At 41.0% G+C, this 22971-nt stretch carries 25 protein-coding genes; 3 read left to right on the top strand and 22 right to left on the bottom strand.

The features are described from left to right. Positions 1–8: 8 nt before the first annotated feature. The 9 genes from mraY to ASG46_RS11890 all read right to left on the bottom strand — a co-directional run bounded on the left by mraY (position 9) and on the right by ASG46_RS11890 (position 11530). On the bottom strand, positions 9–983 hold the full coding sequence (gene mraY / locus ASG46_RS11930) for a phospho-N-acetylmuramoyl-pentapeptide-transferase (protein ID WP_007499771.1): 975 nt from the start codon (positions 981–983) through the stop codon (positions 9–11). Positions 984–1119: 136 nt separating this feature from the next. Further along, a complete protein-coding gene (locus tag ASG46_RS11925; protein WP_056704705.1) occupies positions 1120–2595 on the bottom strand; it encodes a UDP-N-acetylmuramoyl-L-alanyl-D-glutamate--2,6-diaminopimelate ligase in 1476 nt (491 codons plus the stop codon). Positions 2596–2806: 211 nt separating this feature from the next. Further along, positions 2807–4726, bottom strand: a complete 1920-nt coding sequence (locus tag ASG46_RS11920) for a stage V sporulation protein D (protein ID WP_039166807.1) — start codon at positions 4724–4726, stop codon at positions 2807–2809. Between the two features lie 124 nt (positions 4727–4850). After that, on the bottom strand, positions 4851–7001 hold the full coding sequence (locus ASG46_RS11915) for a penicillin-binding protein (RefSeq protein WP_024720306.1): 2151 nt from the start codon (positions 6999–7001) through the stop codon (positions 4851–4853). Between the two features lie 7 nt (positions 7002–7008). Next, a complete protein-coding gene (ftsL, locus tag ASG46_RS11910) occupies positions 7009–7356 on the bottom strand; it encodes a cell division protein FtsL (RefSeq protein ID WP_025207292.1) in 348 nt (115 codons plus the stop codon). Between the two features lie 36 nt (positions 7357–7392). Further along, a complete protein-coding gene (gene rsmH, locus ASG46_RS11905) occupies positions 7393–8325 on the bottom strand; it encodes a 16S rRNA (cytosine(1402)-N(4))-methyltransferase RsmH (protein ID WP_007499781.1) in 933 nt (310 codons plus the stop codon). Positions 8326–8391: 66 nt separating this feature from the next. Then, the gene (gene mraZ, locus ASG46_RS11900) at positions 8392–8823 is read right to left on the bottom strand and encodes a division/cell wall cluster transcriptional repressor MraZ (protein ID WP_003211163.1); all 432 of its coding nucleotides are present in this window, start codon (positions 8821–8823) and stop codon (positions 8392–8394) included. Positions 8824–8951: 128 nt separating this feature from the next. Continuing rightward, positions 8952–10571: a bacillithiol biosynthesis cysteine-adding enzyme BshC gene (gene bshC, locus ASG46_RS11895; RefSeq protein WP_056704703.1), complete on the bottom strand. Its 1620-nt coding sequence runs from the start codon at positions 10569–10571 to the stop codon at positions 8952–8954. A gap of 65 nt (positions 10572–10636) precedes the next feature. Beyond that, a complete protein-coding gene (locus tag ASG46_RS11890; protein ID WP_056704702.1) occupies positions 10637–11530 on the bottom strand; it encodes a 2-dehydropantoate 2-reductase in 894 nt (297 codons plus the stop codon). A 210-nt stretch (positions 11531–11740) separates the two neighbouring features. Between ASG46_RS11890 and ASG46_RS11885 the strand changes: the two genes are divergently transcribed. Continuing rightward, positions 11741–12220, top strand: coding sequence for an N-acetyltransferase (locus tag ASG46_RS11885; RefSeq protein ID WP_007499784.1), 480 nt, complete (start codon positions 11741–11743; stop codon positions 12218–12220). A 53-nt stretch (positions 12221–12273) separates the two neighbouring features. On the opposite strand, the gene gerR is transcribed toward ASG46_RS11885, so the two are convergent. The 3 genes from gerR to ASG46_RS11870 all read right to left on the bottom strand — a co-directional run bounded on the left by gerR (position 12274) and on the right by ASG46_RS11870 (position 13665). Further along, positions 12274–12813 carry a sporulation-specific transcriptional regulator GerR gene (gene gerR, locus ASG46_RS11880; RefSeq protein ID WP_017359370.1) on the bottom strand — a complete coding sequence of 180 codons (540 nt, stop codon included), beginning with the start codon at positions 12811–12813 and terminating at the stop codon, positions 12274–12276. A gap of 138 nt (positions 12814–12951) precedes the next feature. Then, on the bottom strand, positions 12952–13125 hold the full coding sequence (rpmF, locus tag ASG46_RS11875; protein ID WP_008354700.1) for a 50S ribosomal protein L32: 174 nt from the start codon (positions 13123–13125) through the stop codon (positions 12952–12954). Positions 13126–13146: 21 nt separating this feature from the next. Further along, positions 13147–13665: a YceD family protein gene (locus ASG46_RS11870; RefSeq protein WP_008345010.1), complete on the bottom strand. Its 519-nt coding sequence runs from the start codon at positions 13663–13665 to the stop codon at positions 13147–13149. 206 nt (positions 13666–13871) lie between these two features. Here ASG46_RS11870 and ASG46_RS11865 point away from each other — a divergent pair, with 206 nt between their 5' ends. Beyond that, positions 13872–15119, top strand: a complete 1248-nt coding sequence (locus ASG46_RS11865) for a nucleotidyltransferase (RefSeq protein ID WP_412055339.1) — start codon at positions 13872–13874, stop codon at positions 15117–15119. Between the two features lie 33 nt (positions 15120–15152). Here the strand turns inward: ASG46_RS11865 and ASG46_RS11860 are convergent, their stop codons facing one another. Both ASG46_RS11860 and ASG46_RS11855 read right to left on the bottom strand, forming a co-directional pair. Further along, positions 15153–16181, bottom strand: a complete 1029-nt coding sequence (locus ASG46_RS11860) for a SepM family pheromone-processing serine protease (protein WP_017359372.1) — start codon at positions 16179–16181, stop codon at positions 15153–15155. A 4-nt stretch (positions 16182–16185) separates the two neighbouring features. Further along, the gene (locus ASG46_RS11855; RefSeq protein ID WP_017367186.1) at positions 16186–16965 is read right to left on the bottom strand and encodes a patatin-like phospholipase family protein; all 780 of its coding nucleotides are present in this window, start codon (positions 16963–16965) and stop codon (positions 16186–16188) included. A 156-nt stretch (positions 16966–17121) separates the two neighbouring features. On the opposite strand from ASG46_RS11855, the gene ylbJ reads away from it, so the two are divergent. Continuing rightward, entirely contained in the window at positions 17122–18330 is a 1209-nt protein-coding gene (ylbJ, locus tag ASG46_RS11850; protein WP_056704698.1) for a sporulation integral membrane protein YlbJ, read from the top strand. Positions 18331–18343: 13 nt separating this feature from the next. Here ylbJ and coaD read toward each other — a convergent pair whose 3' ends face one another. The 8 genes from coaD to ASG46_RS11810 all read right to left on the bottom strand — a co-directional run bounded on the left by coaD (position 18344) and on the right by ASG46_RS11810 (position 22860). Beyond that, complete coding sequence (gene coaD / locus ASG46_RS11845) at positions 18344–18826, bottom strand: pantetheine-phosphate adenylyltransferase (protein ID WP_007499803.1); 483 nt, start codon at positions 18824–18826, stop codon at positions 18344–18346. A 3-nt stretch (positions 18827–18829) separates the two neighbouring features. Then, the gene (rsmD, locus tag ASG46_RS11840; protein ID WP_007499805.1) at positions 18830–19387 is read right to left on the bottom strand and encodes a 16S rRNA (guanine(966)-N(2))-methyltransferase RsmD; all 558 of its coding nucleotides are present in this window, start codon (positions 19385–19387) and stop codon (positions 18830–18832) included. Between the two features lie 312 nt (positions 19388–19699). After that, on the bottom strand, positions 19700–19972 hold the full coding sequence (locus ASG46_RS11835) for a YlbG family protein (RefSeq protein ID WP_008345023.1): 273 nt from the start codon (positions 19970–19972) through the stop codon (positions 19700–19702). A 65-nt stretch (positions 19973–20037) separates the two neighbouring features. Further along, the gene (locus ASG46_RS11830; RefSeq protein WP_007499807.1) at positions 20038–20487 is read right to left on the bottom strand and encodes a YlbF family regulator; all 450 of its coding nucleotides are present in this window, start codon (positions 20485–20487) and stop codon (positions 20038–20040) included. A 57-nt stretch (positions 20488–20544) separates the two neighbouring features. Further along, positions 20545–20952, bottom strand: a complete 408-nt coding sequence (locus ASG46_RS11825; protein WP_007499810.1) for a hypothetical protein — start codon at positions 20950–20952, stop codon at positions 20545–20547. 73 nt (positions 20953–21025) lie between these two features. Beyond that, complete coding sequence (locus ASG46_RS11820; protein WP_017359376.1) at positions 21026–21274, bottom strand: YlbE-like family protein; 249 nt, start codon at positions 21272–21274, stop codon at positions 21026–21028. A gap of 19 nt (positions 21275–21293) precedes the next feature. Continuing rightward, positions 21294–21707, bottom strand: a complete 414-nt coding sequence (locus ASG46_RS11815) for a YlbD family protein (protein WP_024720298.1) — start codon at positions 21705–21707, stop codon at positions 21294–21296. Between the two features lie 109 nt (positions 21708–21816). Then, positions 21817–22860 (bottom strand): CAP domain-containing protein, encoded by a 1044-nt coding sequence (locus tag ASG46_RS11810; protein ID WP_056704696.1) that lies wholly within the window; start codon positions 22858–22860, stop codon positions 21817–21819. Positions 22861–22971 lie beyond the last annotated feature (111 nt).

Genomic DNA, 22971 nt, shown 5'->3' with positions numbered 1-22971 from the left:
CTATTCAATTATAACCACACCTCGATGTAAATTCCTAAAACAGCAAGCAATAAACCAGCTGTCCAGAAGGTGACAACTACTCTCCACTCAGACCAGCCAACTAACTCATAGTGGTGGTGAAGCGGGCTCATCTTAAAGATTCTTTTTCCAGTTGTTTTAAAGGAGATGACTTGAAGGATAACGGATAACGTTTCAACAACAAATACTCCTCCAATAATGACGAGTAAAATCTCAAGTTTCGTTAAAATGGCAATGGCCACTATGGCACCGCCTAAAGCAAGCGATCCCGTATCACCCATAAATACTTTTGCAGGATGCGCATTAAAGACAAGGAACCCAAGGACAGCGCCTGCTACTGCTACCGAAAAGATCGCCACATCATACTGAGATTGATTCCAAGCCAATATAGCAAAAGCTCCGAATGCAATAGCAGCTGTTCCAGATAATAAACCATCAAGTCCATCCGTAAGGTTTACCGCATTAGAACCACCGACAAGCATGAAAACGACGAGGATAAAGTATGCCCATCCTAAGTCAAAGCTGACATCTGTTCCTGGAATGCGAATAGTCGTTGCAAACTCATAATAATGGAAGACTGCATAGAAAATCACAGCAATCACAATTTGCCCGATCAGTTTTTGTTTCGATGTTAAGCCAAGATTTCGCTTCATCGCTACTTTAATATAATCATCTAAAAATCCTAATAATCCGTAGCCAAGGGTGACAAATAACAATAAAAACATTTCTGGACTAATCTCAGAGAATTTGTTAATCATCACGATCGTTGTAATTGTAATAGAAAAGATAATCATAATTCCACCCATTGTTGGGGTACCAGATTTTTTTTGGTGAGACTGAGGTCCTTCTTCTCTAATACTTTGACCAAATTTAAGCCTTCTTAAAAACGGAATAAAAATCGGGGATAAAAGAACACTGATTAAAAATCCCATTATGATTGTAAACAATATCACCTGTTCAAGCATTGTTCTTTACTCCTTCCGAATTTCCAAAGCCGTTTTCCATTAGAAAATAGCATTCATTATTATGATATTCATTCGTGTCTTTCGTATGTTGTTTTTGTACAAAATGCTTCATTTCATTACACTCTTTTCATCATTTTTAAGATTTGTTTAGATCTAAAATAGCGTCCGCTGCCACCTTGGCATCATCAAAGTCATAGACTTGATCACCAATGATTTGGTACGTCTCATGGCCTTTTCCAGCTATTAAGACTGTATCGCCCTTTTTTGCATTAGCAATGGCAAAAAAGATGGCCTGTTTCCGGTTCACAAAGCTGTGATAATAGGCGTTTGGCACGCCATTTTCCATGTCTTTCAAAATGGCTGATGGATCTTCACTTCTTGGATTATCTGATGTAAAAACAGGCTCATCTGCATATTTCACAGCGATTTGGGCCATCTGAGGGCGCTTGGTTTTATCACGGTCGCCCCCGCAGCCAACTACACAGAAAATTCTACCTTTTGTTAATTCTCTGCACGTAGTCAGTACATTTTCTAAACTGTCAGGTGTGTGCGCGTAATCAACGATGACTGGGAAGTCTTGATCAAAATTCACAAGTTCGAATCTTCCTTTGACTCCCTCAAGTTCTTCAATGGCACTAACGATCGTTTCAAACGTTAAGCCTGATACAATTCCTACTGATACAGCTGCTAAAATGTTATACACATTGAATTTCCCAATAAGGGCAACCGTCACATTTTTTGTGCCGATTGGGGTGATCAAATCAAATTGTGTTCCCTTTGGTTTGATTTGAATGTTCTTTGCCATTACATCTGCTTCTTGCTCTAAGCCATACGTCATAATTTCAGCAGCTGTGACTTTTTCAAAATAACTAGACGCTTCATCATCTGCATTTAAAATGGCATGCTTCGGCTTATCGTGCTGGAAGGCACTTCCTAGCTGGGAAAAGAGCAAGCTTTTTGCATGTTTATATTCTTCCATTGTGTTGTGGTAGTCCAGATGATCTTGGGTAAGATTTGTAAAGACGGCAATATCATAATCACATCCATGAACACGCCCAAGATGCAAAGCATGTGATGATACTTCCATAATGGCCGTATCTACGTCTTGATCAAGCATCTGCTTAAAGGTCTTCTGAAGGGTGACACTCTCAGGTGTTGTGTTTTTCACTTCGAGAATTTCATCGTTTACCTTCATATACATCGTACCGATTAAACCTGTTTTTTTATCGGCTTTTCTCATGATTTGCTCAATCATGTGTGTTGTGGACGTTTTCCCGTTCGTTCCTGTAATACCAATTAGATTGAGTTTATGAGTTGGCTGTTCGTAAAAAGCATCTGCCATTCTTGCAAGTGCTCTTTGAGAGTGTTTTACAATAATGACTGGTACATCTGTTATGTGAAGTGGGTGTTCTGCTACAATCGCTGCAGCCCCGCTTTTCACTGCTTTTTCAGCGTAATCATGTCCATCTACTGTATAGCCTTTTATACAGACAAAAAGACTCCCTTTTTTCACTTCTCTTGAATCCATTTCAATGGAAGTAATCTCCGGATTTTCGTTTATCAATTCACTGTTTTCACTTTTAAAGTATGTAAGGAGTTCTTGTAATTTCATTTCATATCAAACCTCTCAAATTCGTTCACGTGCATGTCTTGTGAAAAAAACACACAGTCTATATTTTATCGTAAAAAAAAGGATACATCCAGCGTATTCCTTAAGTTTCTCTTGGAAAAAACACACTTTATGCTCTTTTTTTAAAGCGACCCTTCACTTTCAACAAAAAGAGGCAGCCGAATGAGTGCGGCTACCCTCTGTTCATTCTTTATTATTCATCATTTAAGTATAATCGGATCGTGGAACCTTCTTTGACCTTTGTGCCGGCAGCAGGCGATTGCTTCACCACTTTACTGCCAGTTCCTGAAGCATCAATCTTTAAATTAATCAGGAGTGATTCAAGGTCAGAAACAGATCCTCCTACAAGATTCGGTACCTCAATGGTTTTTGTGTCCAGCCATTGGTACTTCCTTTCAATTTGTCCTTTTCTTTTTTTCACGCCCATTTCAGGCAGACTGTCTCGCATAATATGGCCCACAATAGGTGCGGCTACTGTCCCACCAAATTGAATCGTGCCTTTTGGGTTATCTACTGCTACATATACAACAATGCTTGGATCATCCGCAGGTGCAAACCCGATAAATGACACAATGTGGTTATTTTCCATGTACTTTCCGTCTTTTACTTTCTGTGCTGTTCCTGTTTTTCCGCCCACCCGATATCCTTCAACGAATGCATTCCGACCAGTTCCTTGAGCGACTACACTTTCAAGGGCATACCTGATTTCTTTAGACGTCTCCGCTGAAATGACTTTCTTCTTGGCAATTGGTGATTGCTTTTTCACTACCTCTTTTGTAATTGGATCGATCCATTCTTTTGCAATATACGGCGTGTAAAGCGTTCCTCCATTTACTGCGGCTGCCACTGCAGCCACTTGTTGAATCGGCGTAACAGATACACCTTGACCAAAGGCTGTTGTTGCCTGTTCTACAGGACCAACACGATCAAGCGGGAACAAAATTCCTCTACCTTCTCCTTGAAGGTCGATTCCTGTCTTTTGACCAAAGCCGAAATTTTTAATATAAGAAAATAGTTTATCTTTTCCAAGACGGTCGCCTAGCTCGACGAAACCTGGGTTACAAGAGTTTTGTACCACTTCTAGAAACGACTGTGATCCATGTCCTCCCTTTTTCCAGCATCTGAGCCTTGCGCCATCCACTGTCACAGATCCGCTGTCAAAAAAATGATCACGTTTTAAATTTACTTTATTTTCTTCTAGGGCAGCTGCCAGTGTAATGATTTTAAACGTCGATCCCGGCTCATATGTGCTCCACACTGGTAAGTTTCGGTTAAATACTTTTGGATCAACTGATTGATAGTCAGCCGGATCAAAGTCAGGTCTGCTCGACATTCCCAGCACCTCACCATTTTTCGGATTCATGGCAATGGCAATCATGCCATCTGGGTTATATTTTGCCTGAGCATTGTCTAGTTCTCGTTCGATGATGGTTTGCACTTTTGAATCAACTGTTAATTTCATATCAAGCCCATCTTTAGGCGGTGTATAATCATCTGCTTCATCTGGCATTTTCTGCCCTTTTGCATCAGAATAAAATTTCACAGAGCCTTTTTCACCTTTTAGGTCATCATCATAGTACGCTTCTAGCCCAAGTAAGCCTTGATTATCAATTCCAGCAAAACCTAATACATGAGATAAGAAACTTCCAAACGGGTAATGTCTGATGCTGTCCTCTGCTACATAGACTCCATCTAAATCAAGCTCTCTGACTTCTTTTGCTTTTTCATGAGATACTTTTCTCCCCTCTGGGGAAATTCGTTCTATAGACGTTTTCTTGGTGACATGCTTGTACGCTTTCTCCTCAGACATATTCAGCACTGCTGCTAATTTTTTGCTTGTTTCTGCTGGGTCTTTCACCTGCCGTGGCACGACTAAAATAGAGGGAGCACTTTTGTTCGTCGCAAGCTCCACCCCATTTCGATCCAAAATATCTCCTCGTTCTGGTTCAAATGGGAGGTTACGGCTCCATGAATCTTTCGCTAAACTTGTCAGCTTCTCGCCCATAATAAACTGCACATATCCTAATCTAGTATCTATGATGAAAAAAATGATCACCCCAAACAGCAGCACGAAAAGCAATCGTTTTCTCACTGTTACACTTGACACTCGCACGCCCGGTTCACTCCTTACATATGGCTTGTTTTCATCATATGCAGGCTCGTCTTTTTATAGAACGATCTCGTCCATCGCTCAAGCAAAAGAAAAAACCTAGCAAATGATTTGCTAGGTTTTCAAGTTAATTTGGACTTTTGAAGGTCACTGTGACGACTTTATCTGAAATCTCCGCTCCACTTTTGACGCTTTGTTTGACAGCATATCCCTGTCCATTTGTTTCAATATGCACACCTGAAATAGACGCATATTGAAGAACTTCCCTTCTGGACCAGCCTGTCATATCAGGCATTTTAATGGTTTTCCCTGCTGTTTTCAAAAAGACTTTCTGGCTTTCAGAGAATTCAGAGCCCGCATTTGGCCATTGGCGTTTAATGGATAGACCGTCACCAATAACAACAGGTGATAACTTTTTGTTTTTTGCTTCTGTTTCTGCCTGTTTCACTTCTAAATCTAGGAATGACGGCATTGTTTCTTGTTTTATTTTCTGTTTGCCAGATTTTTTATCGTCTGTTTTTGTTGGTGCGATATTTAAATAAAGCAAACTATTTTTCATCACAGGGTTAAAGATTTCTGAAACAGGAGCAGAGCCTGTTTGTGTTTCAGATAGCTGAGGCTGTTGGACAGCCACATAAACGAGCAGCTTCGGATCATCTTTTGGTGCCATTCCCATAAATGAAAAGACGTAATCGTTTCTCCCTTGAAGGTAGCCGCCAGCACCGCCAATTTGTCCTGTACCCGTTTTCCCAGCGACATCAAAACCTTTGATTTGGTATGGCTGTCCTGTGCCAATTTTTGAGGAAACGACCTCACCTAAAATGTCACGGACTTGCTTCGCTGTATCAGAAGAAATTGGTTTTCCTGCTACTGTTGGTTCGTGCTGTAAAATTGTTTTGTTTGTGTTCGGGTCTGTAATATGATCGATTACATATGGCTTCATCATCGTTCCACCGTTTGCAATGGCTGTCGCCGCTTCAATTTGCTGAATTGGGGTAATCGCGGACGCCTGACCATAAGCAGTCGATGCTTTGTCATATTCGTATCTGAAATTGATTTTACTAGACGCTTCGTTCGGCAAGTCTATGCCTGTTTTGTCATAGAAATGGAATTTTTGCAAGTATTGTTCATAGCGTGTGAAACCTAATTTTTCTTTTGCCAATTTCGCAAAAGCTACGTTTGAAGAACGTAGAACACCTTCATGAAAATCAATTTTTCCCCAGCCATTTCCGTTGTTATGGTCTCTTACAAGACCGCCGCCTACTTTATAAGTACCAGACTGATACTTGTCACTGCCTTGGTACACTCCTTCTTGGATAGCAGCAGCGAGTGTAAAAATTTTCATCGTTGAACCTGGTTCAAATGCGTAAGAAATGACATCGTTGTTATAATTCGTAATGTCGAGTTCATTTAAATTAAAGCTTGGCCGCTGTCCCATTGCAAGAACTCTTCCAGTTTTCGGATCAACGACTGTCGCAATGATTTTCTTCGGCTTATATTTTTTAGCGACCTGCGTCATACTTTCTTCAAGAAATGCTTGAATTTTTTGGTCGATGGTCAGTGTGACGTTTTTCCCGTCTTTCGGGGCAACGATGTCTTCTTTACTATTCGGAAGTGCCCATCCGCTTCTGTCGCTGTTATACGTTACATAGCCATCTTTTTCTTTTAAATATTTATTCAGAGCCTTTTCTAGACCCATTGCGCCTGACATGTCCTTGGTGGCTTCATCTAATCTAGCATAACCGATTAAGTTCGAAGCAAACATGCCGTTTGGATAATACCTCTTTGTATCTTTTTCAAAGGCGATCCCAGGAAGTTTTAGCTTTTCAATTTTTTCCTTAGTTGAAAAACTAATATCCTTTCCGGCTTTACCAAACTCGACTTGGAACGCATCTTTTGTATTCAGACGCTTTAAAATTTCACTCTCACTCATATCAATGACTTTTGACAGCTCTTTTGCTGTCTTTTCTTTGTCAACGACATGCATCGGATGCTTTGGATCGACCGTCATTTTCTTGCTCATGATCGCAATCAGTTTATACACAGATGTATCTTCCGCAATCACATTTCCGTTTCTGTCTAAAATGGACCCTCTTTTGGCTTCAAGTGTTTTTTTCGATTGATATTGTTCATTGGCTTTTGCAGCTAACACTTGTCCATCGACGGTTCCCGTAATCTGAATATAAATAAAACGTGCAAGGATGATAAAGAAAAACAGGGCGAAGCAAATACTCGCAATTGCCGCGCCTCTGTTCATCATTTTATTCTTTTTAGGCATCGCCATGTTAATCGACCTTCTTAACATCTTTCGACATGCTTAAGCCTGCTTTTTTAGCGGCTTCAATGATTCTCTCTGGTTCACTTAGTAAATCTTTTTGCTTTTGCAGTTCAGTGATCTTTTTCGATTCTAAAGACACTTGCTGTTCTAGTTTCTGCACTTCGATATTTGCGTGATAAACAGCAAAGGCTTTCGAAATGATGAGGATCGAGCTGCACATGAGAGCCATGACAAACATGACAAGTAAGATTTTTTCACCAAGTGTAATAGAACCTCTTCTTCTAATCACAACCGATTGACCTTGTTGCTCGGTTTGATGTTGCTTTACTTCTCTTTGGTAAGCCAAATTACTCATAAGAAACCTCCTTTTTATCATCATCTATGGTGTCGTTTACTTTTTTTCTGCAATTCGGAGCTTCGCTGAACGGGCACGGTTGTTATATTCCAGCTCTTGTTCTGATGCAACGATTGGTTTTCTCGTGATCAGCTTCAGTTTTGGTTCAAGTCCTTCTGGAATTACTGGCAGTCCGTGCGGAAGTTCTGGAAGAGAAGACATTTCTTTAAATGTACTTTTACAAATCCGATCTTCAAGTGAATGGAATGTAATGACAGAAATTCTCCCCTTCGGATTGAGTAACTCTATTGCTTGTTCTAGTGCTTCTTCAAATACTTTCAATTCATCATTTACGGCAATTCGGATCGCTTGAAATACTCTTTTCGCTGGATGTCCGCCTTTTCGTCTTGCAGGTGCGGGAATTCCTTCTTTAATAATGTCGACAAGCTCTCCTGTTGTTTCAATTGGCGCTTTTTTTCTGGCTTCTTCAATTTTGCGTGCGATTTGCTTGCTGAACTTTTCTTCCCCATATTTGTAGAAAATCCGAACTAGATCTTCAAATGGCCATTCATTCACCACTTGTTTTGCCGACAAAGCAGCGGTTTGATCCATTCGCATGTCAAGAGGTGCATCATGGTGATAACTAAAGCCTCTCTCTGGTGTGTCAAGCTGAGGTGATGAAACCCCAAGATCAAAAATCACACCGTCTACGCTTGTAATTCCTTGTTCATTCAGACGTTCTTTTAAATATCGGAAGTTGCTTTTTATGAAAAGAATGTTCGCTTTAACATGTGCGAGCTTCTCTCGTGCATGATCCAGTGCAGCATCGTCTTGGTCAAACCCAATTAATGTACCTTTTTCTGATAATTGAGATAGTAAATATGAGCTATGACCTGCGCCGCCTAGCGTGCAGTCCACATATGTACCGTCTTCTTTGACGTTTAAACCGTCAACTGTTTCTTTTAATAATACTGTCTCATGTTGAAACATGATGATATGGTCCCACCTTTTTCAAATAGAAATGAATGTGTAGAAAGCTTGCTGCACAAGGGATTATTATATATCAAATCCAATCATGTTTTCAGCAATTTCAGCAAAAGAATCTTCTTGCTCTTCTGTATATTGTTCCCAGATCGACTTACTCCACAACTCAATTCGATTTGAAACGCCGATGACCACACATTCTTTTTCGAGTTTTGCATATTGGAGTAGGTTGGATGCGATGTTAATGCGCCCCTGCTTGTCCAGATCACATTCAACTGCGCCGGAGAAGAAGAACCGGGTAAACGCACGTGCATCTTTTTTCGTTAGCGGCAGTGCTTTGAGTTTCTCTTCAATTAGTTTCCACTCACTCATAGGGTAGCCAAATAAACATTGATCAAGCCCTCTCGTCAGCACAAACTGTTCTCCGAGACCGTCTCTAAATTTAGCAGGGATGATCATGCGCCCTTTTGTATCAATCGTATGTTGGTATTCACCCATGAACATGATCATCAGAGCCCCACTTTCTCACCTATACTCTCCACTATCCACCACTTCTCTCCACAAAACTTATTTTACACTGTTTCTACATAAAAAAAAACCCTGAACTAGTCAGGGTTCATTAAAACTTTATTTCAAAGTTTGACAATTTGTTGCTTGTTTTGAAATGAAAATGGCAGATTTTTGAACGTTTTGAAGAATTCTGGACCATATTTGTTTAAAAAGTACATGATATTCCAAATTCTTTCTTGTGGTGCTTCGAGTGGTTTTAAACTATTTTCAATCCGTTCAAAATCTCGAAGGATGTATCCTTCCTTCTCTTCCACACGCTTTGCAACCTTTTGATAAACAAATTGAAGCTGGTCTTCTATAAATTTGGCATTTTTATCTAATAGCTGTTCAAAGTTTGGTTCGATCTCTAGCGCTTCTTGTCTCATGGCCTCATGAACATTCGCTAATTCACGTTTGGCATGTTGAACCGATTGAACGAAGCTGTCTGGGAGACTTTGCTGAAAGTGCATATCCTTTTTTTCTTTCACGCCTTTTGTCAGCACTTCTTCAACCGACAATTCTCTTATCGGCAGCTTCTTATCAATATGCCGTTCAAGAATGGTGACGTGCAGTCTTGGAAGAACGGGTGCCATTTTGACATCGAAGTACTCGAAGATGCCTTTCAGCTCACCCCAATAATTCACTTCACCGTGTCCAGCCATAAAAGCAAGCGTTGGAAGAAGGGTTTCTTGCATCAATGGACGGGTCACCACATTATTGCTAAACCGCTCTGGGTGCTCCTCGACTTCCTGCAAAAGCTCATCTTTTGTCCAAGTAAGCCCCACTTCAGATATAGAAAATTGGCCATTCTCTTGTTCAATGAGGAAACGCTCATCATCATATTCGTAAAACAAGTTGGCTTGATGGTCACCAGCTTCAATAATCGGCTGATACCCCGCTTGTTCCATGGCAGCCTGCGTGTTATTTAAGTGAGTCACGATCGCATCACTCGACTCCACAATTTGCTTGAATAACGTACGTTCAAGTGGCTTCACACCGAAGTCTCCTGAATTCAATAACAGCAGTCCATCTTCTTCAAATAGATCGCAAACAATCCACTCAAAGAAATCAGTAAACGTTTCTGATTTGCGTAAACATCGAAGAAGCTGATCAAACAAGTCATTTGTGTAAGCAGATTCCTCATAGGTTGAAAATACATCACGAAGCCATCTCTCTGTTTTCTCTTGGTGGAGAGGTGTTCTTTTCGCAGCTGTTTTTTTCACATGATGTAATGGAAGCTTTTGTTTGACTGGGCCTTTTTCGCCAGACGTGTACACAAAGTTAATTTCGTCTACGTCGTGATCTTCACCCGCTACCCAAAAGACCGGAATAACAGGAACCCCAAGCTCTGATTCTTTTTCTTTGGCAAACTGAATAATGGAAATGATTTTATGTATGGTATAAAGCGGACCTGTTAAGAGGCCTGCCTGCTGTCCTCCAACCACCATGACGCTCCGTTCATCACGGATCTTCTCAATATTCTCACGCATCGCAGCCGAATCAAATTTTGCATGGTATGCGCTCATATAATCCGCTAAAGCCTCGCGCGGGAAGCTCCTTTCCATGAGATCGTCGTATCTCTTTTTCCATGTGTGCTCAGAATGTATATCATAATCAAAAAAAGCAGTCATCTCTTTTTTTTCTTCTATATAATCACGTATGAATAAATTCTGACTTCGGATGGAAAGTTCAGTCAATTGCATGTTTAGAACTTCCTTTCTTCAATAAATAGTTAGTTTCCCGAAAAAAGTATAGCATGTAAATGAGCTCACTCAAAAGATTTTGTTTGCTTTTTTTCCAATACTTCCAAGCTTCTATTCAAGAAAGTGAGGAATGGCGGCGTCATCCCTTGACCTTGAGCTTTTTTTAAAAGGTAGCCAATGATTGCTTTTCTTTCAGTTTGGCGGCCTTTGACGATATCTTGTAGCATTGACGATTGATTGGCAGCCGTTTGATGGCAAATTGATTTCACATGAGCCCATAGACGATCTTTCTCAAGCAACCCTAGAATGGAAACCGCTTCTTCAAATGCACATGTCATCATATGTTCATATGACGGGTTCGATACCAATTCCCCATTATTCACATGTAATAAAGCCGTCAACGGATTAATACACACATTGACGAGCAGTTTTTCCTCCAGTACTTTCTTCCATTCATCTGTATAAACCATTTGAAAATCGCCCGTTGACAGTTCACTACTCATAGGTCCTTTTTCCTCATGCAGAAATGCTCCCCACTTGATGACACCAATTCCTGTATGGTTTACTGCGCGATCAGACACCTTCATTGCGCCATGCTCTACTACACCAATATATAACTGATGTGCCGTTTTCCAGTTCTTTAAATCGACGAGGTGGGCCATTCCGTTCTGCAAAAATAAGATCCGATGACGAGGCAGTCCCGATAATTCCCCTAGAACATCTTGCAGATGATGATACTTCACTGTCACAATCAGCAAATCAAATATTCCTTTGACCCCCGTATCGGCCCCAACAGCTGATTGAATGGTTTCCCCTCTTACCATTCGTTCAATGCCTAATGCTCGAATTTCTTCTGCCTGCTGTTTCCTTCTTGTAAAGACGGTGATGTCATGATGTTCTGATAAATAACTGGCACAAAGCAGACCAATCGCACCACCGCCAATGATTCCAATTTTCAATTGCCGCACTTCCCTTTTTCTGTTTACTTCATGTTATCAACTATTTTACCAGTTTCGTGCTACGATGCAAAAAGCAGATAACGCGCTATGATTGAATTTTTTTAATTAAAAAACTATAATAATAAGTGTAAAAACTTTTTTAGGCGGATGGGATGAAAACGCCTTCAATGACATCACTGTCGACATTATGTGTGTAAGGGGGAAGATCACATGACACAAGTAAAACGTCTTCTGATTAACTACAAAACATTAGAGGAATTTAAACAATTTAAGGAATATGGTATACAAGAACTTTCCATGCTTGAAGACCTAGAAAGTAATATGATTGAAAATGACAGCAACTCTCCATTTTATGGGATTTACTTTGGAGATAAGCTTGTGGCACGTATGAGCCTCTATCAAGTAGATGGCTCGACGACGACGTATTTTGACCATAATCATGATTATCTAGAGCTGTGGAAGCTAGAAGTGTTGCCAGGATATCAGCGTAAAGGATACGGCGAAGCACTTGTTGATTTCGCAAAATCTTTTGGCCTTCCAATTCGAACGAATCCACGCGTCAAATCCGCCGGTTTTTGGGATAAAATGGGCTTTGAAGCGGTGAAATATGATATGGAACGCGATAAAGGAGAAAACCCACTCATTTGGGAGCCTGCACATATTCAAAAGAACACAGGTGAGTCCGCTTAATCATTTTAATCATTAAGAAAACGCCCCTCTTTCCATCTGTGAGGGGCGTTTTCTTATTTTGCGTAATCTTTTAAGCTGATATTCTGTTTGACTCTTTCAACAATACCAATAAGTGCCCGGTAATCTTCTTCTGTCATTTTTAATTGACGTTTCAGCTGTTCATTTTCTTCGGTGAGTGATTTTAATTGATGCTGTGCATCTTTAAGCTCCTCCCGTAAATAAGCTGGACCAGATGGTTCTTTCTCAAGCTGCTCTAGAAACCGAATTACTTCTCGAAGCGTCAGTTCAGTCTGATCAGAAGATGCCTTCTCTTCTATGGTGAACGCATGCTGCGGTAAACCCGAAGAATGGATACCAATTTTTTTACGCAGTTCTTTTCGCTGTTTTTTGGCAAGCTCAATGCCTGCCTGGTACTGCTTTCTGACGTAAGAATTCCACCTGAATCCACATGCTGCTGCTGTTCTTGACAATGCTTTTCCAACCTCTTCAAATGCTGAAAGCTGGGTACCCCCATCTCGGATATGCCTTAAGACAACTTCTGCTAAAAGTAAATCTTCATCTTGTGTCCATGCGTCCTGCCGTGTAATCGTCAACTCATCATCCCCCCTGAATCTGAATACCACATCATATGCGCTTACTAGAGTAGATAGACTATTTGCAGGAGAGAAACCTAAAAAATAGATCAATAAAAAAACGCAAGGGAAGATTCCCTCACGTTTTTTTATCAAGCATTAGTTGCTTTTTACGTCTTTGCCTTTGTATGTTCCGCAAGATTTGCAGACACGATGAGAAATTTTCATTTCACCGCATTCTGGGCAAGCTACCATACCAGGTACTTGTAGTTTGAAATGCGTACGACGCAATCTTTTTTTCATTTTAGAAGTTCTTCTAAAAGGTACAGCCATTATTCCCACCTCCTTAAAGAGTTAAGATTCATTATTTTCTTCTAAGAGCTTCTTCAAGCCTTCCAGACGAGGATCAATTCGGTTTTGATGTGCATCTTCCGAAATGACCGCCCAGTCATTCCCTTCCTGTGGTGCAGCACCTTTTACGTCAGCTTGGTCGCAAAAAATTTGCATGGGCACTTCAAGAAGAATTTCTTCCTTGACTATAGGCGTTAAGTCGATGATATCGTCTTCTACAACAGATACGTCTTCATCTTCTATATCGTCTGTCTTATGAAGTACAAATAGTTCTTTTGTTGAAATCGCAAATGGATAATTTACATCAACAAGCGTTCTTGAACAAGGCAATGTCATTTCACCTGTGATGGTTAAATCAAATGCGACTTGCTTTGATTCGATCACTCCAGTCCCTTTCACCTCTACTGGTGAAATGCGACGTATATCTGAATGAAGGCTAGTAAGTTCATTTAAGTCAACCGTCTCATGAAAATCGAAGCTGTTTTTAGCTTTTTGATGTAACTGATAAACTGTCCATTTCAATTGTATCACCTCTAAGAGCAACAAACATGATTATAGCTTTCATCATGCTATTTGTCAATATTTTTTCTTTACAGTCCTTCATGATGTCAAAGGGCTGTTTGACATCAGTTCTCGGAATGCCTACACTGAAAAAAATGGTCTTCATTTTTCCCTTATGCTACTGTAGCACAGACCATTTAACCATAGCAAGAAAGGCGGAACATCTATTGAAAGCAGTGGGAGTCGTTGTCGAGTACAATCCATTTCATTATGGGCATGCCTATCATGTGAATCAGGCGAAAAAACAAACCTCCTCAGATGTTGCCATTGCCGTCATGAGCGGTTCTTTCCTCCAGCGCGGGGAGCCTGCCATCGTCTCAAAATGGGCACGTACAAAAATGGCACTGCAAAACGGTGTAGACATTGTGTGTGAGCTTCCATACATATATGCCGTACAAAAGGCAGAAACCTTCGCCAATGGCGCTGTGTCCATCCTCGATGCATTAAAATGCCATTCTCTTTTTTTCGGCAGTGAGGATGGAGAGATCAAAGCATTTGAGCGCACAGCACACGCTTGGCATGAAAAAAAAGCAGAGATTGATCTTTTAACAAAAGAAAAGGTGAAAGAAGGCCTTAGTTATCCCGCAGCAGCAGCAGGTGCGTTTCAAGAGGCCATTCATTCTGAACACTTACTGGATTTGTCCAAACCAAATAACATTTTAGGCTTTCATTATGTTAAAGCCATCTTAGAGAGAGCTCCTCACATGCAGCCTTTTACGTCTCAAAGAATTGCATCTGATTATCATGATGAAGAACTGCCTGACAACCAAAAAATCGCAAGCGCCACAAGTATCCGAAAAGCATTAAAAGAACAGAGCTCATTTCAAGAAGTCACGCCCTACCTACCAGACGCTACTTTAAAGCAATTACACGACTATCATTCTTCATATGGTCTTTTACATACGCAAGAAGCCTATTTTCGCTTTCTGAAACATGTTTTTCATACAATGGATACGAGTGAATTAGAGGGCATCTATGAAATTGAAGAAGGCATTGAACACCGCATGCAAAAAGCCATAACACATGCGTCTTCCTACGATGAGTATCTATCACTTGTCAAAACAAAACGATATACGTGGACAAGGTTACAGCGGATGAATACGCATCTATTAATGAACATGAAGAAAAAGACGATGCACGAGCTGCTTGAAGAGAAAAAAGCGCCCTATATTCGTTTACTTGGAATGACAATGAAAGGACAACAGTACTTGTCTCTTGTAAAAAAAGAGTTGGATGTACCACTTGTGAGTAAACTGTCTTCCTTTTCACATCCCGCCCTTGATCTTGATATTCGCGCTTCAAGGGTGTTCAGCCTTCCCATCTCTGAACCCATGCAAACAGAGTTAACAAAAGCAGAGTTTAAAACATCACCGATTCGATATGATGAAGAGAGCGGACTCTTTTCATCTCGATAGAAAAAAGCAGCCTGATTTGCAGGCTGCTCTTTTTTATGATGCTTTCTCTTTTAATTTGTTTAAATAGTTTAGTGCGTCCTGCATGGTATCCACAGGAACGATTTTCATATCACTTTTAATATCTTTTGCTGTTTTGACTGCATTTTTGTAGTCAGAGTTTGGGTCACCTTTATCATTCGGTGCAAAGAAGATGTCTTTCCCTGCTTTGTCTGCTGCAACAACCTTTTGATCAATTCCGCCAATCGGTCCGACTGTACCATCTGCATCAATCGTTCCAGTTCCTGCGATCGCATAGCCGTGTGTTTCATCTTCTTTTGTCAGCTGATTGTAAATTTCAAGTGACATCATTAAACCAGCCGATGGACCGCCGATGTTTTCAATATCCACTTTCACAGAAGGAGACACTTTCACATGACGGTCTGTAAATAATGATACGCCAATTCCCACTCGTTTTGGCTCTTCTTTAAATGGTTTTAACGTCACGTTCTGCGTGATTTCTTTGCCATTACGTTCAAGTACAAAACGGACAGTCGTGCCTGCTTTTTTACTGCTGATATACGAAACCATTTTATCTGCTGACTCATATGTATGGCCGTCGACGCTTTTGATCTTATCGCCAACTTCAATCTTCCCATATGCAGGCATTCCTTTCATCACATAGCTCGCATATACCCCATTAAACGTATAATCTACTTTTTTTCCCGCTTTTGTATAAGCGGCAATCATCGCATTTTCTTGAGAACTTTTCATGAGCTGCAGCTGCCGTTTCATATAATCCTCATCAGACTCTCCGTCCGCTTTAATATTTTCTTCTGGAACGATTTCGTCATACTTGTTCATTTTTGCAAGCAAATACGTATATGGATTGGCTGGACCTACTTTAATGGTCATAAGAGAAAAGCTGCCCTTCTCGCCATATCCTCCGTCCACTTGAATGTGTGGCGCAATTTCTGTTGCATCACCTGGCTTTGTGACGTAATAGGGCAGTTTCACAAAAGTTAAGCCAAATAAGACTAGAACAACAGCAAAAAAGCTGAGCCAGCGAATATTTAATTTTTTCATTCGATTAACACTCCCATTTATCAATGACATCTTTCAGTTTTCCTTTTAGTTGGTCGGCGGCGAGTTCACCTGCTTCAATCATTTCTTGAACCTGTGTAAACGCACTAGAGCTAAAGGTCTCGAGCTTCGGCCGAATCATGAGATCTGCATGAATGGTTTGGTGACGAACCAATTCATTTTGAAGGATGTCCAAACTTTGCATAATGACATCCGATAATCTCGTTGCCTTTTCTGTTTTTTTCACCCTTGATACATCAGAGGCGATAATGAGATCTGCCCCCATTTCTTTGAGAACAGAAACAGGAATGCGGTCCACTACCGCTCCATCCACCAATTGCCTGCCGCCTATTTCATGCGGAACAAACACACCCGGAATGCTAATGCTTGCCCTGACTGCTTGTGAGACAGATCCTTCTTTGAACACAACCTTCTCCCCTGTCTGAAGGTCACAGGCGACAATTGCAAGAGGCACGCGCATTTCTTCAATATTCTTCCCATATGTAAACGTGTGAATCAGCTGCAAAATTCGATTTCCTTTTAACAGACCGATTTTTGGCAGTGTATAGTCAGCATAATACTTTCTTCTGAAGACAAGTGCAAGTTTTTTCATTTTTTCTACGTCTTGTCCTGCTGCATAAAAGCTCCCCACAAGAGCACCAATACTGCTTCCTGCGATCATATCCACCTGAATTCCTTGTTTCTCAAGACTAGATAAAACCCCGATATGCGCCATCCCTCTGGCACCCCCGGAGCCCAGCGCAAGCCCGATAATCGGTCGTTTCATGAATCCACCCTCCTCTTTCTATGCATATATACGAATCTATAGGTCTAAACATGCCCCTTCTCATCGTATAGTAATAGAAGACAGGCTCGGCTAGCATCTCTTTTTCTTTAATCACGAGCTCGCCAATAGATTATAACGGCAAGGGGCGACATCTCCATGAAAAAATGGAACACTCTGTTCATCGCTGCTTTTTTTATCTTTTTAACAGCCACTGTGATTACACATCCACAAGCCTCTTTGCAAGCATCGAAAAATGGACTTGCAATGTGGTGGGAAGTGGTTTTTCCATCGCTGCTACCTTTTTTTATTTTGTCCGAGCTATTAATCAGTTTCGGGATTGTCAGATTTGTCGGCGTATTATTAGAGCCATTTATGCGGCCTATCTTTCGGGTGCCTGGTGTCGGCGGATTTGTACTGGCGATGGGAATGGCCTCTGGTTTTCCTTCTGGCGCTAAATTGACGACAAGACTTCGGCAGGAAGGACAGCTGACAAGAATTGAAGCAGAACGCCTTGTGTCATTTACCAATTCTTCAAACCCTTTGTTCATTTTTGGAGCAGTGGCTGTAGGATTTTTTCATCACCCAGCTTTAGGCATTGTGTTAGCCTGTGCACATTATTTAGGAAATCTCGCGGTTGGGGTGACAATGCGCGGATATAAAGCACGTCATGATGCGCACCTCAGAAGCCGAAAAGGATTTTTATTGCCTCCAATTCGAGAAGCATTCAGCGCTCTTCATACGGCAAGACTTGCAGAGAAAAGACCACTTGGCCAAATATTAAGTGACGCTGTCATGTCATCTGTTCAAACGCTCTTTATGATTGGCGGCTTTATCATTTTATTTTCTGTCTTTAGTCAAATGCTCGCTGTCGTTCATGTGACAGATCTTCTCTCTATCGGGATCGGCTCTATACTGAAAACGATGCACCTTCCGCCGGAATTAGATCTAGCCATGATTGCGGGTCTATTTGAAATCACATTAGGAAGTCAGCTCACAGGATCACAAGAGGTTTCCATGCTCGCTAAAACAATTGTGGTCAGCTTTATTTTAGGATTTAGCGGATTCTCCGTTCAAGCTCAGGTAGCCGGGATTTTGGCAGCCACCGATATACGCTTTAAACCGTTTTTCTTCGCCCGTTTGCTTCACGGTATTTACGCAGCCGTCTTTGCTTTTTTGTTATTCAAACCCCTTTATGTCTCTAAAGCAGACATGGCGCTTCCAGCAGGGGCATTTGAAACAAGCGAGCAAGTCGTGATGTTTAGCAGCATGTTATGGAATCAGCTTGTATCTGCTGGTCCCCTCATCACCTTGTTCAGTCTGATCGTGTATATTGCACTCTATTATCAGAAATTAAAAAATGGATGAGTGCACAATGCACTCATCCATTAAATTTCTCTTTCAGCGCAGCTTCGACCTCTTGCGGTACAAGCTCTTTGACTGATCCATGATATTTCGCTACTTCTTTAACAATGCTTGAACTTAAGAAGGAGTATTGATTATTCGTCATCATAAAGAACGTTTCAATGTCATCATTCAACACTTTGTTCATTGATGTCCCTTGCATCTCGTATTCAAAGTCCGTCACCGCTCTAAGTCCGCGTAAAATGACTTTCGCCTCTTTTTGTTTCGCATAATCAACGAGCAGTCCATGAAAGGATTCCACTTTGATATTTGGTAGCTCCTTTGTTGCTTGACGAATGAGTTCACATCGCTCTTCAACAGTAAACAACGGCTTTTTTGACGAGTTATTGAGGACGCACACATATACTTCATCAAAAATCTTTGCCCCTCTTTTGATAATATCCAAATGGCCCAATGTGACTGGATCGAAGCTACCCGGACAAACGGCTATATTCCCCATGCTTTAATTTCCCCGCTTTCTATAGATCGTAATGCCAGTCATTCCGTACATTTCCTGCCTTGAGATATGCAGCTGTCCTGCTTCCTCTGGCAGTGTCACATCTTTATCATGCTCACACACAATGACGCCATCATCTGCTAATAAGGAATGCTCATCAATCGTATCAAGAAGTGCTTTCAACTTTTGATCTTTATACGGCGGATCAAGGAAGATGGCTTGAAAAGATTCTTCTCGCTTCACTACAGCGGCGAGTGCACGGTTTGCATCATTTCGAAACACTTCACTTTGATCCATTAGCGACAATTGATTCAAGTTGCCTTTAATCGTCTGAATCGCCTTCATATCTCGATCCACAAATATACAATGATCGAATCCTCTAGAAAGCGCTTCAATTCCTAAACCACCACTTCCAGCAAATAAATCAAGGGCCCATCCCCCATCAAAATACGGTCCAATCATATTAAAAATGGATTCTTTTACTTTATCTGTTGTTGGTCTTGTTGATTGGCCGGGTACGGCTTTCAGCGTGCGGCCTTTTTTTGTTCCAGAAATCACTCTCATTTTTCCACCACTTTTTCTGCTTGCATCTATTGAATATTGTTTGATGACAAAAAATTCAACATTATCTTACCATATCCACTCCACATGGGACAATGCACTGAATTCCATTCATTTTCTATGTATAGATCACAAAAGAGAGGGTCATACTACTGTTAACAGCATCTGATGTGGTGCTGTTGCCAACCGCGGAGAAGACTTACGTTTCCCCATAAGTTCTTCCTCCGGTTTCTCCTCTCCCTTTGCCTTCTCCTTAATGAATCATTAAGAATAGAAGGACCCCGCGGGTGATGCCGCGGGGGTTTTTTTGTGTCTTTAAAAGCCCACCTTATAATCATACTCTTTTGCTTTGTCCAATTTCGATTCGTACTCTAATTTAATAAAAGGTTTATAGGAAGGCTCAACACGTTTTACAAATGGCAATGAACTGAGCTTTGCCATGTGGCGCTCAAGATCATTCATATCACAATAAATCACTGCATATTTCATTTTCCTTGAAATATAGTGAACATTCCCAAATTTCCTTAGCGCTTTTGACTGCTTTAACGAATGCAGCCAAACGACCATCCCTTGACGTTTGGTATCCATCTTTTCACCTTCCGCTTTTCAATTCTTTCCGTTCATTATGTAAAAGACGAGACGTTCAAGTCTCGTCAAGATACTTTACAGCCACAGCTGCCTCCTGATCCACAGCCACCGCCGCATGATGATAGACCATCAAAATATGGGTTCCCTGTTGGAACTTTAATATATGCTGATACAGCTTGACCGATTTCAATACTAATCTCATCTAAGATGGATTGAATCGCTGTTTCTGCTTTTTTGAAATCAACCACTGTATCGTGAAGATCTAGCTTTCTTTTGACCTCACGCATTTCTTTTGAGATCGTTCTATAGTCCGGATGGTATTTGCCGAACCGCTGCACATCTTCATATTGCTCTTTTACTTTTGTAAAATGGGCAATAATTTGTTGGGCTTCTTCGTCTTGCTGGAGACGCTTAAAGCAGTTGCGGTAATGTTCAGCCTCCTCCGACTGAAGAATCATGGCAGCCAATTGATTTGCTTCCTCTTGGAGCTCCACAGATTCGATTGTCGCATACATAAATGTTGCACCTCCAATTCATAGTTTACCACGAAACCTATGGATCAGAAAATGCTTTTACGTCACAAATACATCCCACGTCTCTCTTTTCTGCTTATATTCAGGGTGACGAGAATTTAGCACAACGGTCATTTTATGCTTTCCTTTTGAAAGGTGCTTGACCACAAACGCCGCAGTATACTCATTGCCTGCCCGTTTCCCGTCTACATACACTGTAAAATATCCCGCCTTCTTATCCTTTTTCAAGGGTGAAGGTTCAAGGTGAAAATCTTGAAGTGTACTTTCTATATACACAACAGATCCCTGCACTTTGTATTTTAAAAAGCCTTGCTGCTTCATTTCACTTTGCGTCTGCTGCATGACTGGTACTGCTGGTTCTTGCCTAGTTACTTGCTCTTGATCATGTTGACTTTGACATCCGGTGAGAAGAAAAAGCAATGCGCATATTGACAGCATCCATTTCATGTTCTGATTCTCCTTTCGTCTACTTTCATAGGATGCTCATGAAATAGACATCTTAATCAACTCAAAAAAAGCCTCACCCGGCTCCATTTTGATTGCGCATTGCTTGGAACATCTGGATCATCATTTCAGCCATTTGGACACTATTGCTCAACTGGCTCACACGATGAGGAATGGTTTTTTCGTAAAAGTTCATTTTATCTAATTCAAACGAAGTGACATTTTCAGGATGCCGCGTTAACTGTCTATACCAGAGTGGGCGCTGCCTGATGAATTTGATTCGATCCTCTTCGGCCATGACAAACTCTTGTACTTCTCTCCGCACCAAAAGCATCCCCTTTCAATTAATCTTTCCTGAAGGAGAATGGGTGCTGGCTGCCTCCAGATGAACCCTTCTTTGAGCCATTTGATGAAAATTGACCGAGTAAGCTTTGTAAAGAGGAAATAGACTGGCTCATTTTATTAATTTGTTCATTCATTTGATCAGCGTCCATTTTTTTCACTGCAGAAACCATTTTAGACATAAAATCTGCTTTTCCCGGTTCACTTTGCTTAGCGGCTTTTTCTTCTTTTGCTTCTTCCGTTTGTGTTTGCCGGTAAGGAGACCACATGTCATCTTCCTCACCAAACATGACCCAATTCTCGTATAAACTTTGCCAGCTTTTTTCTTGCGTCTGCACTTCTTGAATTAATTTCGGATGGCGTCTGACGAACTGTTTAAATTCATCAATGGATGTTTGCTTTTGCTTATTTGTCATATCCTCACCCCCCATACAAATGCCTACTATACTATATACATCTGGGTCTATTTTGGTGAGCCCTTTTCATAAAAAAACAGCCGCCATCTGTGCGCAGCTGTTTAGAGGATTAAGACGTTTTCTTAATGAAGTTTTGTGTATAATACTTTTCTTTCACACCAACGCCAAGGTGCGTGTAATCTTGATTTAACAATGCCTTCCGGTGACCTTCGCTATTCAGCCAGCCTTCTACAGCTGCAGGGCCATCAACATAATTATACGCAATGTTTTCCCCCGCAAGCTGAAATGCGACCTCGCCTCTTTCTAACCGATCTTTCAGCGTACCGTATTTTTTAGATTCATGGGAGAAATAATGATGATCTTTCATGTCCTCACTATGCATGAATGCCACTTCAGAGGTTTCATCGTCCCACTTTAAGGTCGGCAGTTTGTACTTATGGCGGATAATATTGGTCATATCAAAAATTTGTTTTTGACTCGACGCTTCAATATCCTTCCACTTTTCACCTGATATCGCCTCAGGTTCAATTAATTGACCTCGATAAACGACTTCATACGGCTTTTGTTTGACAAATGTATCTGCATTAAAGGCTCGAATGCTCGAAAGAGTGCTTTCAAACTTATCCATGTAGAGCTGGACATACACATCATCTCCCACTTTCACCGTCGGCCTGGTATTCATATCATCTTCTGAAAATTCAAAGCGATATGAATTTCCCTCGTCCTCTACATGAATGTAAGGAGCGATTTGTGTTTTTTTAAACACTTCACTTGTGGCTTGACCGATTTTAAACGGCTCCACATTCAGCCCACCCCCTGTCGCAAACAAGGTCACCACTTTACTGTCCTTTACCCCTACTTGAATATAGTGTTTCTTCGATTGATTGTATATCCACCAGTCATAATCATATGCGGAAGGATCAATGCGATCTGGTTCCCCTAGCTGTTTAAGCACTTCGTTTGAAGACTTCCCCATAAAGGACATGAGACCTTTTTTCGGAATGTTAATCGGCTTATCGCTAGATGTTTCTTCATTAGACACCTTCGGCTCATTGCTGTTTTCTTTTTCTGGTGAAGATCCATATTGAATAAACAGAACGTACGTTCCAGATATAATCAGGAGGATGAAGAGTGTTTTCAGCACAGTTTTCAAATAAACACCTCCGTTAAATTGGCAAGGTACAAAAAGTACCTTCTACTGTCATTTAAACAAAACTTGCTCCATTTATCAACGACAATACAGCCTATTTAACACGAATTTAAA

It is taken from the genome of Bacillus sp. Leaf49 (genome assembly GCF_001426125.1).
GTDB classification, from domain to species: Bacteria; Bacillota; Bacilli; order Bacillales; family Bacillaceae; genus Bacillus; species Bacillus altitudinis.
Note: the sequence above shows the minus strand (reverse complement) of the source record. Positions and strands in the feature narration are given on the sequence as shown.

What these genes read in the sequence shown, in the direction of transcription:
- mraY (WP_007499771.1), bottom strand. Translation starts at nt 983, where the DNA reads ATGCTTGAACAGGTGATATTGTTTACAATCATAATGGGATTTTTAATC.
- ASG46_RS11925 (WP_056704705.1), bottom strand. Translation starts at nt 2,595, where the DNA reads ATGAAATTACAAGAACTCCTTACATACTTTAAAAGTGAAAACAGTGAA.
- ASG46_RS11915 (WP_024720306.1), bottom strand. Translation starts at nt 7,001, where the DNA reads ATGCCTAAAAAGAATAAAATGATGAACAGAGGCGCGGCAATTGCGAGT.
- ftsL (WP_025207292.1), bottom strand. Translation starts at nt 7,356, where the DNA reads ATGAGTAATTTGGCTTACCAAAGAGAAGTAAAGCAACATCAAACCGAG.
- rsmH (WP_007499781.1), bottom strand. Translation starts at nt 8,325, where the DNA reads ATGTTTCAACATGAGACAGTATTATTAAAAGAAACAGTTGACGGTTTA.
- mraZ (WP_003211163.1), bottom strand. Translation starts at nt 8,823, where the DNA reads ATGTTCATGGGTGAATACCAACATACGATTGATACAAAAGGGCGCATG.
- bshC (WP_056704703.1), bottom strand. Translation starts at nt 10,571, where the DNA reads ATGCAATTGACTGAACTTTCCATCCGAAGTCAGAATTTATTCATACGT.
- ASG46_RS11885 (WP_007499784.1), top strand. Translation starts at nt 11,741, where the DNA reads ATGACACAAGTAAAACGTCTTCTGATTAACTACAAAACATTAGAGGAA.
- rpmF (WP_008354700.1), bottom strand. Translation starts at nt 13,125, where the DNA reads ATGGCTGTACCTTTTAGAAGAACTTCTAAAATGAAAAAAAGATTGCGT.
- ASG46_RS11860 (WP_017359372.1), bottom strand. Translation starts at nt 16,181, where the DNA reads ATGAAAAAATTAAATATTCGCTGGCTCAGCTTTTTTGCTGTTGTTCTA.
- ASG46_RS11855 (WP_017367186.1), bottom strand. Translation starts at nt 16,965, where the DNA reads ATGAAACGACCGATTATCGGGCTTGCGCTGGGCTCCGGGGGTGCCAGA.
- ylbJ (WP_056704698.1), top strand. Translation starts at nt 17,122, where the DNA reads ATGAAAAAATGGAACACTCTGTTCATCGCTGCTTTTTTTATCTTTTTA.
- coaD (WP_007499803.1), bottom strand. Translation starts at nt 18,826, where the DNA reads ATGGGGAATATAGCCGTTTGTCCGGGTAGCTTCGATCCAGTCACATTG.
- rsmD (WP_007499805.1), bottom strand. Translation starts at nt 19,387, where the DNA reads ATGAGAGTGATTTCTGGAACAAAAAAAGGCCGCACGCTGAAAGCCGTA.
- ASG46_RS11835 (WP_008345023.1), bottom strand. Translation starts at nt 19,972, where the DNA reads ATGGATACCAAACGTCAAGGGATGGTCGTTTGGCTGCATTCGTTAAAG.
- ASG46_RS11830 (WP_007499807.1), bottom strand. Translation starts at nt 20,487, where the DNA reads ATGTATGCGACAATCGAATCTGTGGAGCTCCAAGAGGAAGCAAATCAA.
- ASG46_RS11825 (WP_007499810.1), bottom strand. Translation starts at nt 20,952, where the DNA reads ATGAAATGGATGCTGTCAATATGCGCATTGCTTTTTCTTCTCACCGGA.
- ASG46_RS11815 (WP_024720298.1), bottom strand. Translation starts at nt 21,707, where the DNA reads ATGACAAATAAGCAAAAGCAAACATCCATTGATGAATTTAAACAGTTC.